Raw genomic sequence first — 11,009 nt, 5'->3', positions numbered from 1 at the left:
GCCCGGCGACCTCGCGCTCGCCGCGGCGCTCTCGGTTCCGGGCCTCCTGACGCTCGGCGACGGCCCGCGAGGGGTTCTCCTCGCCAGCCTCGCCGTCGGCGTCGGTTACACACTCGTCAGAAAACGCGTGCCGCAGCTCTCGGGGCGCGCGCCCGCGGTGACCGCCGCGCTCGTCGCGCTCTACTCTGTTCTCGTTCGGCGTCGGTAGAACGCGACACCGAACGGCCGACGGGTAGCAGGGCGGCTCTCACCGCGGAACCGACAGCGGACCGTCGCCGCGCGCGACGTTCCGAAACCGTCGCCCGTGAACGTCGTCGGCGCTGAGCCGGTCGGTAATCGGGTCGCGGAGCCACTCGCGGTCCCGCTCGGTTCCGCGCGCGCCGCCGGCCTCGTCCGTCGGACCGCGCCCCTCGTCGGGGAGGAACCGCTCGTAGACCGGCAGTCGCTCGCGGAGCGGGACGCCTGCCTCGTCGGCGATGTCGGCGAGTTCCCGGAGCGCCGGCCACTCGTAGTCGGGGTTGACGTAGTCGTCCGTGACCGGCGAGACGCCGCCGAGGTCGTCGACGCCGCAGGGAACGAGGTCGGCCGCCGCCGAGAGGTTCGGCGGCACCTGCACCGACACCTCCTCGGGGAGCGCGACCCGCGCCATCGCGACGACCCGACGCATCGTGTCGAGCGACGGGCGCTCGTAGTTCGACCGCTCGTTGGGGACGACGTTCTGGACGATGACCTCCTGTACGTGGCCGTAGCGCTCGTGGAGCGCGCGGATGGCGAGCAGGCTCTCGGCCCGGTCGCGCCACGTCTCGCCGATGCCGACGAGGATGCCCGTCGTGAAGGGAACGCCCACTTCGCCCGCGGCGCGGATGGTGTTGAGCCGCTGGCCCGGCGTCTTCCGCCGGTTGCCCGAGTGGGCTGCCACGTCGGCGGTCGTCTCCAGCATCACGCCCATGCTGGCGTTCAGGGGCGCGAGGTCGGCGAACTCCTCGCGGGTCAGGTCGCCGGGGTTCGAGTGCGGGAGCAGGCCCTCGTCGAGCGCGACCTCGCAGGCCGCCGCGAGGTAATCGAGGATATCGTCGTAGCCCCACTCGTCGAGCTGGCGGTGAATCTCCGTGTAGCGCTCGTCGGGGGCGTCGCCGAAGGTAAACAGCGCCTCCGTACAGCCCGCGTCAGCGCCCGTGCGGACCGTCTCGCGGACCTCGTCGAGGGACATGAGCGTCGCCTCGCCGGGTACGTCGTAGTAGGTACAGTAGGTGCAGGTGTACCGGCAGGCGGTCGTCAGCGGGATGAATACGTTCCGCGAGAACGAAAGCGCCGCCGGCGCGTCGGCGTCGTCGGGGGTGACGGCGAGCAGTCGCTCCACGTCGGCGTCGTCGATAGTCAGGTCGACTCCGTACTCGTCGGCACCCGCGAACATATCTCCCGGTGCGTGACGAGCCACTAAAAGCGTGTCACTCGCGGCCGATACGGCAGCGGGTCGGATCGCACGGAGAGACAGGAAAACGGAAGTCGAGCTCGGGACCGGATAGTTGGTGCCAGACACGTCTCCGGCCCGTCCGAGGCGCCGTCAGGCGCTCGCCCCGAGTTGGTTGCGAGTGTGACTCGCGTCGTCGTCGCGACGTTCGGACTCCACTTCGACTTCCACGTCGTCTTCGCGACGCGGAAGCGCGCGGCGCACGTTGCCTCAGTTCCCGCCGGGCAGACGGACAACCGCGCCAGTCAATGTTTATCGTGGACCATTAAGGTCTTATCGGCGCTCGCGGACGACCTCGACTCTGCCCGACCCGCGTTCGAGTCGGACGCCGGCGTCGACCAGCCACTCGCGGGCGCGGCCCTCGCCGTGGACGAGCACTTCGACGAGGTCGGACGGCTCGTCCACGTCGACGGCGAGTCGCATCGAATCCACCTCCGTGAACGAACAGCCGGCGTCGCGGGCGATGCGCCGGTGGTCGAGGATGGACGCGCCGTGGTAGTCGACCGAGAAGTCGGGATGACGGACGACGAGCGCGTTCGTTCCGCCGCCGAGGCCGGGCGCGGCGACCACGTCGCCGTCGGTCTCGAACAGTCGCGCGAGCGCGGCGGGTGTCGCGAGCGCGAGGTCGGCCATGACGACCGCGACCGGGTCGCCGCCGAGTTCATCGAGTTCGTCGCCGACGACCTCAGTGAGCGGCCGGTCGTCGACAGTGACTGGCGCATCGACCGACACGGGCGCGTCAGCGACGACGCTCGGGTCACCGTCGGCCGCGCGGATCGCGTCGAGCACGTCGCGGAGCATCGAGACGGCGAACTCGCGTCGCTCGTCAGCGTCGAAAAACGGCGCGAGTCGGGTCTTCGGCGTTCGTCCCCCGAAGGGAACGACGACTCGCACTGAGAATCAGCCCAGTTTGTCGTAGGTCGTCTGCTGGGACCGCCAGTAGAGGAAGCCACCGGCGATGAGCGCGACGACGAGCAGGCCGCCCGCGGCGTAGATGAGCAGTTGGGTCGTCTGACTCGACTGCTGTGCCTGGTTCGCGCTGGTCTCGGCCTCGTTGGCGAGGTTCGTCGCGAGGTTGAACTCTTCGCCGTTGAACGCTTCGACAGCGTTGTTGAACGTCTGCTGGGCTTGTTGCGTGTTGGCTCCACTCGCACTCTGAATCGCGGCCTGCGCGCTATCGAGTTCGGCGCGCGCGGCGGCGCTGTCTTCGGTGTAGTGGTGGGCCGTCCACGTGTCGATATCGTTACTGGAGCCACCTTCGCGGGTCTGGTCGAGCGAGATGAGCGTGAACGTCTGCGCGGGGTCGTAGGAGTACGCCTCGACCTCGGGGACGGTCCCCGTCACGGATATTTCCACTTCGCTCGTGCCGTCGCCAGCGGCGACTTGCGCGCCGCTGAAGTTCTGCCCGTCGAAGGACTGCTGGTCGACTTTCGCGCCCGTCTGGTCGTAGTACGTGACGGTCCACGTCACGTCTTCCAGGTCGGTCTCGCCCGCGAGCGTCCACGATTCGAGTTGCGGGTTCCTGTACAGTTCATCGAGGGTGGCCGCCGCGGTCACCTGTGAACCGACCTGCGCCTCGTTGGGAACGTCCTCGGACGCGACGCTCACCGCCCCTGCCGGGCCCGCGAGGGCCGACAGGAGCACGACGAGCGCGAGCGCCAGCTTAGAAAAGCGACTCCAGTTCGTCTTCGTCATCGTTTATGAGGTTCTCCAGATTCGAATCGCTCTCTTGACGGATCTCTTCGATGTTATCCTGCGCTTCGATGGCGACCTGCTGCAGCTCCTTGATGCGCGGGACGTTCGTCACGCCCGACAGGAGGATGACACTCGCCACCTTCCCCGCGCCCGGAATCGGGTAGTCGCCGCCGCGAACTTCCATGGAACCGGTCTGCTCCTCGATCCACTTCCGCCCGCGCTCTATGCCTTTCCGGTTCAGATGCTCCGGCGGACCAGCGAGGACGAGCAGCGCGCGCTCCGCGCCTTCGATCTCACACGGGAGCGTGAGTCGACCGAGCGCGGCCTTGCGAACGAGGCTCGTGATTCGGTTGGTTGTGTGTGCGGTGTCGAGGTTGTCGTCGGGCTCGTCGCCACCCGTCAGCCGGGACAGGAGGCCGCCGCCCTTGTTCTTCCGCGGTTCGACGCCCTCGGAGGCGTAGCCGACCGTCGAGACGCCGCCGCCGGCGAGCGTGTTGATAATCTCCGACGAGTCGACGACGGACTCCGCGACCTCCTGTCCGTCTTTGACCTCGCCGGCGCCGAAGAGCACGCCGAATCGGTTGACGATCTCCTCGTTGATCTCGTCGTACCCCCCCTGTACCGACTCGCCGGTTTTCCGCCAGGCGTCGTTGTCGAACACGAGGAGGTTGTCGACCTCGCGGACGAACGTCTGGAAGGAGCGCGCGGCGTTGAGCGTGTAGATGCCACCCTCGTCGGACCCCGGCAGGATGCCGATGCCGTAGACGGGTTCGGTGTAGATGCGCTTGAGGTGTTTCGCGAGGACCGGCGCGCCGCCGGAGCCGGTGCCGCCACCGAGCCCGGACACGACGAGGAAGGCGTCGACTTCGTGGACAGGGATGCTGTCGATGGCACCCTGTACCTCGTCGATGTCCTCCTCGGCGATTTCGGCACCGAGTTCGTTGTCCGCACCGACGCCATGTCCCTTCACGCGGGACTGGCCGATGAGGACGCGCTGGTCCTTCGGGATGTTCTTCAGTCCGAGCAAGTCAGCTTTCGCGGAGTTTACAGCGACCGCAGCGCGGACGATTCCAGCGTTGCGTTCCCGGTCGTACTCGACGAACTTGTCGACTACTTTTCCCCCGGCTTGCCCGAATCCGATCATTGCGAGCTTCATAGGTTCGGTCCCCTCGCCATTGCGTGAATTGCAGTACGAACGCAGACATAAGCGTTGTGATGAGGAAGTGTATTCCCAGCGTCAGATTATCGCCGAAAAACGGCGACTCAGAACAGGTGTTAATCAGTCATTATAGCGTGATAGCCCCTGAAACCGGCGAAATGAGCCGCGGTTCATACCCTCCTAACCTCGATGAACGGTTAACTCTCCGTCAGTTTCGTTCGGCGAGGTAGCGTTCGAACGTTTTCATCGACGACGTGTCGACGCCGAAGGCCCCCGCATCGTTGTCTCGGACCGTGCTGTCAATCTTGAGCGACCGATACTGGTCTGCGCCCATCGGGAACCCCGGGACCGCCCCGAGAACGGTGAGTCCGACTTGGGCCAGCGGCATCGGGAGTGGGACGATGGTGATAGACTTGCCCTCCGACTCGTAGACCATCTCGGTCAGCTCGCGGAGCGTAATCACCTCGGGGCCGCCGATTTCGTAGGTCTCTCCGATGTGTCTGTCGTCTTCGAGCGCCTGACCGAACATCGGGGTCAGGTCGTCGATCCAGATGGGCTGGAAGCGCGTCTTCCCGTTCCCCGGAAGTGGATACAGGGGGACGCCGGGCGCGAACATTCCCTTGAGCCGCTTCGTGAACGAGATAATCTCCGCGCCGTCGCCGAAGATAATCGACGGCCGGAAAATCGTCCAGTCCAGCGACGACGACTTCACCGCGTTCTCGGCCTTGCCTTTCGAGCGGATGTACGCCGTATCGGCGTCGGGATCCGCGTCGAGGGCGCTCATCTGGATGAGTCGTGACACGCCGTGCGACTCGGCGGCCTTTACGACGTTTTCGGTGCCCTGCCAGTTGACGATGTCGTGCATCCGGTAGCCGCCGTCCGGTTTGAAAAGCGGCGAGAGCGCGACGAGGTTCACGACAGCGTCTTTCCCCTCGAACGCGCCCGCGATGGAGTCGTAGTCCGTCACGTCCCCCATCGCCTTCTCGACGCCGTCGGGGAGGTCCTCGCTGTTCGGACTCCGCGACATCGCGGTCACGCTGTGTCCCCGCGACTGCAGCTCGCGGCAGAGGTTGGTACCGACGAAACCGGTTCCGCCGAGGACAAGGACTTTCATGGCGTAATATTCGGCGGAATGAGGGTAAAGCTAACGGGGGATAGAGGTCGATTTCGCCGGGGAACGCTCCGATGGGAACGACGTTCCGGTCGAACGGGCGTGTTCGACTATCCGGCCCGCGGCGACGGCTTCCCGACCCGCTCAGAAGAGAACCGAGGGCGCGACCGAGCCGTCGGTGCGCTTTACCATCCGACCGACTCGGTCGTAGACGACGAGCTCTTCGGCCGCCTCGGGGCACTCGTCGGGAGCATCGCTCGGGTGGTCGACCTCGTGCTGCTTCGTCGCGAACGACGCGTCGGTCGGGGAAACGCGCTCGTCGAATCGGACGACGCTGTACTGCTTTTCGTTCGGAAGGAGGTCGTCCCACCACTCGCAGGTGGGAGGCACTAGTACACGTATCGGTTTGCGTTGACATTATCATTGTGGCGGCTCGCTTCGGCGCGCTTTTTCCGGAGCGCCGAGTTGGTAGGGTATGCTCGTCACGCTCGAAGGGCTCGACGGGAGCGGAAAGACGACCGTCTGGGAGGCGCTGCACGACGCGTACCCCGACGCCGTCTTCACGCGCGAGCCCACATCGGATTCGTGGTACGGAGAGGCCGTCAACCGCGCTATCGCCGACGACGACGCCGACCCGCTCGCCACGCTGTTCCTCTTCACCGCCGACCACGCGGACCACCTCTCGCGGGTCGTCCGTCCGGCCCTCGCCGACGGCGACCTCATCATCTCCGACCGCTACTCCGACTCGCGGTACGCCTATCAGGCCGCCTCGCTCCGCGACAGCGACCTCAGACGCCCGATGGAATACATCAGAGGAATCCACACGGCGTTCACTCGGCCGCCGGACAAGACTATCTACCTCGACGTAGACCCCGAGACGGCCGCCGCGCGCAGCGGCGCGACGAACAAGTTCGAACAGGCGGCGTATCTCGCGGACGTGCGCGCCAACTATGAGCGACTCATCGAAGCCGAACCGGAGCGGTTCGTCCGCGTCGACGCGACGCAGTCGCCCGAGGACGTGCTCGACGCCGTCGAGGCGGCGCTCGAAGCGATTCTCGCGGAGAACTAGGCACCGAACGGCTCACGCCTCACCGCGAGTTCGGGAGGTTCTCGTACTCCTCCGGTGGCGGGACGTAGAGCGTGTCGATAGTGAACCCGAGCGCCAGCGGCATCCCTATCATGACGCCGAGTGCCGCGGTGGGGCTGCCGAGGTCAACGCCGATGCCGAACACGCCGGAGAACACCAGCGTCGAGACGAACAGCACGAGCGGAATCAGAAACAGGGCGTACAGGATGTAGCCCCACTGCGTCTTCAGTCGAAGGCGGAAAAAGCGGGTCATAACCGCCGCGATGAGCGTGTGGAGGGCGATGACCGCGCCCATGAGCACGAGGTTGACCACCGAGACCATAGCCGACCTATGGAGGCGGTGGTCTTTGGCCTGTCGCTCTCGGCGACCCGCTCGACCCACGCCGCCGTCGGTCGAACCGCCCGCCGGGGGCGACCCCGCGGACGGGTGACGTTTATCACGAAGGACCGTGACTCACCGCCATGCACCGACTCATCGCAGAGCGCGGGCTGGACGACACGGGTTTCACCGCAGACGACGCCCGCGCCGCCCTCCGCGACATGATTCGAGCGCGACGGTTCGACGAGCGTGCACTCGCCCTCCAGCGACGCGGATGGATGAGCGGCTACCCGCCGTTCCGCGGACAGGAGGCCTCTCAAATCGGGGCCGCCCACGCCATGCGCGACGACGACGTGTTGCTGCCGACCTACCGGTCGAACGCCCTCCAACTCGCCCGCGGCGTGCCGCCGAGCGACATCCTCCTCTTTCGGCGCGGTCACGCCGAGTACGACTCGGACCACGACGTGCCAGTGTTCCCGCAGGCGGTCCCCATCGGAAGCCAGATTCCCCACGCCGCCGGCGTCGGCATGGCCGCGAACTACCGCGGCGACGACTACGGGGCGCTGGTCTGCTTCGGCGACGGCGCGACCTCCGAGGGCGACTTCCACGAGGGGCTGAACTTCGCGGGCGTCTTCGACGCGCCGGTCGTCTTCTTCTGCGAGAACAACGGCTGGGCGATTTCGCTCCCCCGCGAGCGCCAGACCGCCAGTGAGTCCATCGCGGCGAAGGCCGACGCCTATGGGATGGACGGCATGCAGGTCGATGGCAACGACCCCCTCGCCGTCAGGGAGGCCGTCGAGCGCGGCTTCGAGAAGGCCCGCGCCGGCGAGCCGGTGCTCATCGAGAGCCTCACCTACCGACAGGGCCCACACACGACCGCCGACGACCCCTCACGCTACCGCGACGACGACCCGGAACTCCCCGAGTGGCGGACGCGCGACCCCCTCGACCGCTTCGAGTCGTTCTGCCGCGAGCAGGAGGTCGTCGACGACGCGGCGCTCGACGCCATGCGTGACGACGCCGACGAGGAACTGCGCGAGGCCGTTGAGCGCGCCGAGGCGACGCCCGAACCGGGGACCGACGAACTGTTCGACAATGTCTACGAGGAACTGCCGCCGGAGCTCGCCCGCCAGCGCGAGGAACACGTCGCGTTCGTCGAGCGCAACGGGCCGTTCGACATCGAGCGCTGAGCGCGCGGTCCCTCAGTCGTCCAGCGAGATGTACGTCTTCGTGTCGGCGACGCCCTCTAAGCTCTGGACGCGGCTCGACGCCGTCTTCAGCACTTCGTAGACCGCGTCGGTGTCGACCTCGGCGATGATGTCGTACGCGCCCGCGACGATGTGCGCCTCCGTCACCGTCTCGAAGTCGCGGATAGGACCGAGAAGCTGTTCCGACTCGCCGGCTCCGGTCTTCACCATGATGAACGCGTGAACCATGCGTGATATATTCTACCACAGTCGTCAAAAGCCTTGCTTCGACCGAGCGCGGCCCCTTCGGTCGAATCGGGGGAAGGTTATTTGCCTCCGCCGACATACCACTCTATCATGCGGTTCGTTATCATTGGTGCTGGACGGGTTGGGCTGCGCACCGCTCGCGTCCTCCGCGAGGAGGGCCACGACATCGTCCTGGTGGAGTTGGACCGCGACCGGGTCAAACGGGCCCGCGAAGCAGACTTCGACGTGGTCGAAGGCGACGGCTCCCGCGAGGAGGTGCTCGTCGACGCCGGTATCGAGGCGGCCGACGCCCTCGGCGCGCTCACCGCCGACCTCAACGTGAACTTCGCGGCCTGCATGATCGGCAAGCACTTCGGCTGTCGGACGGTGCTCCGGGTCGACGAGGACTACCGCGAGGAGGTGTACCAGAAGTACGCGAAGGAGGTAGACGAAATCGTCTACCCCGAGCGCCTCGGCGCTATCGGCGCGAAGAACGCGCTGCTCGGCGGGTCTATCCGCGCCATCGCCGACATCGCTCAACACCTGCAGGTCATCCTCGTAACGGTGACGGAGGAGTCGCCGATGAACGGCTACAGTATCGAGGAGGTTGCGCTCCCGGCGAACGCCCGCGTCCTCGCGTTCGGGAAGAAAGACGGTCCGATGGGAATCCCGCTTTCCGACGACTCGCTGGAGACGGGCGACCGCGTGGCCGTCCTCGCGGACTTCGACGTGCTCAACGACGTGCGACAGCTGCTCGTCGGCGACGAGGTCGTCACCGCGGCGGGAGGTGCGTGACGATGGTCTACGCCTACATCATGGTCAAAGCCGCGCCCGTCTCGGACGGCATCGACCAGCTGAAACAGGAGCTGTTGGCCGTCTCGGACGGCATCGTCAGCGCCCACATTGTCGCCGGCGACGTGGACTTCATCGTGAAAGTCGAGGTGGACACCCCCGCCGACGTGAAGGACATCGCGGGCGGCATCCAGTCGGTGTCGGGCATCGAAGACACCCAGACGTACATCGCGATGGACTGAGGCGGCGCGCAGTCCGCGCGTCTCTAAACCTAAACGGCTGTTCCTCAGAAGCCCGCGCCAGCGGTGTCCCGCGCGCTCTGGATGAGACTCGTCACCGGTTCGCCGTAGTCGTAGCCGGGGATGATTCCCTCGACGAACGTGCCTTCGACGTAGTCGATGACCGCGCCGGCGTCGTCGACGCCGCGGCGCTCGTTGATGTCGGCGAAACTCGCCCGGACGACCGCCTCGTCGCCCGCGCGAGTCACGTCGGGTTCGAGGTCGTGGTCGCCGGCGACGACGCCGTTCACGTCTTCGAGGCGGAGTTCGAACGTCTCGTACCAGCCGTCTTCGACGACGGGTGCCACGTCGTCGGCGACCGCCGAGAGCATCGGGACGCGGACCTCCACGCCGAACTCGACGTGGCCGCTCTCCTGCGCCGCGACGCTGACGGTGCCGTCGAACGGCGTCGTCACGGACTCGAAGGTGCGGTCGTCGACCGGTTCGAACGACCCGTGGTCGCCGAACGCGCGGCGGACCCGACCGGGGATGTCGTCTTCGCTCATGACCGGACGAAGGTCCCGACGGGAGAAAAGCCCGTTGCGTCGCGAGCGCCCTCGAATCGCCCGCCTGCGGCGGTTTTGGACGAATGGCGGCACGTTTAAGTATCTCGCCGCACTCCATTCAGGTGACGCTTCGCTTTGGAGGGCCGAAGCGTCAGCGGGGACCAATCTAGGGCGGCATTTGCCGCGCGGGCCGCTCCCGTGCGGCTGCCTATCCCTTTCTCACGAAACTCACATCCGAGAGCCGCCGGTCCGTGTCGCGCGCGCTCGAAATCGAACAGACTGACCCGAGCGATGTCCAACCCCAGCGATGTCTAAGCAGTAACAATCCGCCAGCGACGCGGCCGCGTCAGTCCTCGCCCAAGCCGTCGGTCGTCTCGAACGCCTCGGCCATCGTCGGCGACGAGATCGGTTCGGAACCCGTCTCGTCCGCCGTCGCAGTTGCATCGCCCTCGGCTCCGGACTCGCCCGCGTCGGCGTCGGCGTCTCGCTCCGCCGTTTCGCGTACTTCGAACCGGTCCGCGAGCGCGCGCAGTTCGTCGGTCGTCGACGACAGCTCCTGCATCTTCCCGGCGACGGTGACCATCGCGTCGTTCTGCTCGTGGGCCGCGCCGGCCACGTCGGCCGCCTCGGTCCGTGTCTCGTCGGCGATTTCGGCGGCCTCGTCTGCGAGGCGCGCGACCGACTGCGCGGCCGACGCCTGCGAGGCGGTCGCCTCGTCGATGGCGGCGACACCATGGTCGACTTCCTCCAGTCGGTCGACCGCCTCGTCGATGGCCATAACGCCGGTTTCGACCGCCTCGGACCCTCGCGAGACGCGCTCTCGGGCGGCCTTGACCGCATCGACCGTCTCGTCGGCCGTCTCCTCGACTGACTCGATGGACGACGCGATTTCGGTCGTCGCGTCGGCGGTCTCGCCGGCGAGCGCCTTCACGCTGTCCGCGACGACGGCGAAGCCCGCGCCCGCGTCGCCGGCGCGGGCAGCCTCGATGGAGGCGTTGAGCGCGAGCAGGTTCGTCTGGTCGGCGATGTCTTCGATGAGGTCGACCACCTCGCCGATGTCGGCCACCTCATCGCGGAGCGCTTCGACGCCCTCGGCCGCGGCCGCGACGCGTGCGTCGATGTTCGCCATCTCGTCGTGGACGGCGGCGCTCGCGTCCC

General features: G+C 66.9%; 14 protein-coding genes and 1 pseudogene. 5 read left to right on the top strand and 10 right to left on the bottom strand.

All coding sequences use genetic code 11. The features are described 5' to 3' along the window. Positions 1 to 208: pseudogene (locus tag NKF06_RS17580) on the top strand (hypothetical protein); the annotation flags it as partial. 39 nt (positions 209 to 247) lie between these two features. Here the strand turns inward: NKF06_RS17580 and cofG are convergent. The 6 genes from cofG to NKF06_RS17550 all read right to left on the bottom strand — a co-directional run bounded on the left by cofG (position 248) and on the right by NKF06_RS17550 (position 5,826). Next, positions 248 to 1,414, bottom strand: coding sequence for a 7,8-didemethyl-8-hydroxy-5-deazariboflavin synthase subunit CofG (gene cofG / locus NKF06_RS17575; RefSeq protein WP_253246146.1), 1,167 nt, complete (start codon positions 1,412 to 1,414; stop codon positions 248 to 250). 330 nt (positions 1,415 to 1,744) lie between these two features. After that, complete coding sequence (cofC, locus tag NKF06_RS17570; RefSeq protein ID WP_253246145.1) at positions 1,745 to 2,365, bottom strand: 2-phospho-L-lactate guanylyltransferase; 621 nt, start codon at positions 2,363 to 2,365, stop codon at positions 1,745 to 1,747. 6 nt (positions 2,366 to 2,371) lie between these two features. Then, positions 2,372 to 3,166 (bottom strand): hypothetical protein, encoded by a 795-nt coding sequence (locus NKF06_RS17565; RefSeq protein ID WP_058826062.1) that lies wholly within the window; start codon positions 3,164 to 3,166, stop codon positions 2,372 to 2,374. After that, positions 3,135 to 4,322: a tubulin/FtsZ family protein gene (locus NKF06_RS17560; RefSeq protein WP_172795742.1), complete on the bottom strand. Its 1,188-nt coding sequence runs from the start codon at positions 4,320 to 4,322 to the stop codon at positions 3,135 to 3,137. The genes NKF06_RS17565 and NKF06_RS17560 overlap by 32 nt, the downstream gene beginning before the upstream one ends. 211 nt (positions 4,323 to 4,533) lie before the next feature. Further along, positions 4,534 to 5,439, bottom strand: a complete 906-nt coding sequence (locus NKF06_RS17555) for a complex I NDUFA9 subunit family protein (RefSeq protein ID WP_253246144.1) — start codon at positions 5,437 to 5,439, stop codon at positions 4,534 to 4,536. Between the two features lie 141 nt (positions 5,440 to 5,580). Next, positions 5,581 to 5,826, bottom strand: coding sequence for a hypothetical protein (locus NKF06_RS17550; RefSeq protein ID WP_058826060.1), 246 nt, complete (start codon positions 5,824 to 5,826; stop codon positions 5,581 to 5,583). Between the two features lie 85 nt (positions 5,827 to 5,911). Between NKF06_RS17550 and tmk the strand changes: the two genes are divergently transcribed. Continuing rightward, positions 5,912 to 6,505 (top strand): dTMP kinase, encoded by a 594-nt coding sequence (tmk, locus tag NKF06_RS17545; protein ID WP_058826059.1) that lies wholly within the window; start codon positions 5,912 to 5,914, stop codon positions 6,503 to 6,505. 19 nt (positions 6,506 to 6,524) lie between these two features. Here tmk and NKF06_RS17540 read toward each other — a convergent pair whose 3' ends face one another. Next, positions 6,525 to 6,845: a hypothetical protein gene (locus NKF06_RS17540; protein ID WP_008095861.1), complete on the bottom strand. Its 321-nt coding sequence runs from the start codon at positions 6,843 to 6,845 to the stop codon at positions 6,525 to 6,527. Positions 6,846 to 6,985: 140 nt separating this feature from the next. Here NKF06_RS17540 and NKF06_RS17535 point away from each other — a divergent pair, with 140 nt between their 5' ends. Further along, on the top strand, positions 6,986 to 8,032 hold the full coding sequence (locus NKF06_RS17535; RefSeq protein WP_058826058.1) for a thiamine pyrophosphate-dependent dehydrogenase E1 component subunit alpha: 1,047 nt from the start codon (positions 6,986 to 6,988) through the stop codon (positions 8,030 to 8,032). 12 nt (positions 8,033 to 8,044) lie between these two features. Here NKF06_RS17535 and NKF06_RS17530 read toward each other — a convergent pair whose 3' ends face one another. Then, positions 8,045 to 8,278: an Lrp/AsnC ligand binding domain-containing protein gene (locus tag NKF06_RS17530; RefSeq protein WP_004975609.1), complete on the bottom strand. Its 234-nt coding sequence runs from the start codon at positions 8,276 to 8,278 to the stop codon at positions 8,045 to 8,047. A gap of 108 nt (positions 8,279 to 8,386) precedes the next feature. Between NKF06_RS17530 and NKF06_RS17525 the strand changes: the two genes are divergently transcribed. Both NKF06_RS17525 and NKF06_RS17520 read left to right on the top strand, forming a co-directional pair. After that, complete coding sequence (locus tag NKF06_RS17525) at positions 8,387 to 9,070, top strand: TrkA family potassium uptake protein (protein ID WP_058826057.1); 684 nt, start codon at positions 8,387 to 8,389, stop codon at positions 9,068 to 9,070. A gap of 2 nt (positions 9,071 to 9,072) precedes the next feature. Further along, a complete protein-coding gene (locus tag NKF06_RS17520; RefSeq protein ID WP_058826056.1) occupies positions 9,073 to 9,309 on the top strand; it encodes an Lrp/AsnC ligand binding domain-containing protein in 237 nt (78 codons plus the stop codon). A gap of 44 nt (positions 9,310 to 9,353) precedes the next feature. Here the strand turns inward: NKF06_RS17520 and NKF06_RS17515 are convergent, their stop codons facing one another. Then, complete coding sequence (locus NKF06_RS17515) at positions 9,354 to 9,851, bottom strand: DUF5813 family protein (RefSeq protein ID WP_253246143.1); 498 nt, start codon at positions 9,849 to 9,851, stop codon at positions 9,354 to 9,356. A gap of 346 nt (positions 9,852 to 10,197) precedes the next feature. Beyond that, positions 10,198 to 11,009 (bottom strand): methyl-accepting chemotaxis protein (locus tag NKF06_RS17510; RefSeq protein ID WP_253246142.1); only part of this gene is annotated, 812 nt, incomplete at its 5' end.

The sequence above is a fragment of the Haloferax sp. AB510 genome (genome assembly GCF_024136985.1).
Classification (GTDB): Archaea; Halobacteriota; Halobacteria; order Halobacteriales; family Haloferacaceae; genus Haloferax.
The sequence above is the reverse complement of the archived record's forward strand: the minus strand, read 5'-3'. Positions and strand labels throughout refer to the sequence as shown.

Excerpts from the sequence above, each read along its gene's own strand:
- cofG (WP_253246146.1), bottom strand. The coding sequence starts at position 1,414 with ATGTTCGCGGGTGCCGACGAGTACGGAGTCGACCTGACTATCGACGAC.
- NKF06_RS17565 (WP_058826062.1), bottom strand. The coding sequence starts at position 3,166 with ATGACGAAGACGAACTGGAGTCGCTTTTCTAAGCTGGCGCTCGCGCTC.
- NKF06_RS17560 (WP_172795742.1), bottom strand. The coding sequence starts at position 4,322 with ATGAAGCTCGCAATGATCGGATTCGGGCAAGCCGGGGGAAAAGTAGTC.
- NKF06_RS17555 (WP_253246144.1), bottom strand. The coding sequence starts at position 5,439 with ATGAAAGTCCTTGTCCTCGGCGGAACCGGTTTCGTCGGTACCAACCTC.
- tmk (WP_058826059.1), top strand. The coding sequence starts at position 5,912 with ATGCTCGTCACGCTCGAAGGGCTCGACGGGAGCGGAAAGACGACCGTC.
- NKF06_RS17540 (WP_008095861.1), bottom strand. The coding sequence starts at position 6,845 with ATGGTCTCGGTGGTCAACCTCGTGCTCATGGGCGCGGTCATCGCCCTC.
- NKF06_RS17535 (WP_058826058.1), top strand. The coding sequence starts at position 6,986 with ATGCACCGACTCATCGCAGAGCGCGGGCTGGACGACACGGGTTTCACC.
- NKF06_RS17530 (WP_004975609.1), bottom strand. The coding sequence starts at position 8,278 with ATGGTTCACGCGTTCATCATGGTGAAGACCGGAGCCGGCGAGTCGGAA.
- NKF06_RS17525 (WP_058826057.1), top strand. The coding sequence starts at position 8,387 with ATGCGGTTCGTTATCATTGGTGCTGGACGGGTTGGGCTGCGCACCGCT.
- NKF06_RS17520 (WP_058826056.1), top strand. The coding sequence starts at position 9,073 with ATGGTCTACGCCTACATCATGGTCAAAGCCGCGCCCGTCTCGGACGGC.
- NKF06_RS17515 (WP_253246143.1), bottom strand. The coding sequence starts at position 9,851 with ATGAGCGAAGACGACATCCCCGGTCGGGTCCGCCGCGCGTTCGGCGAC.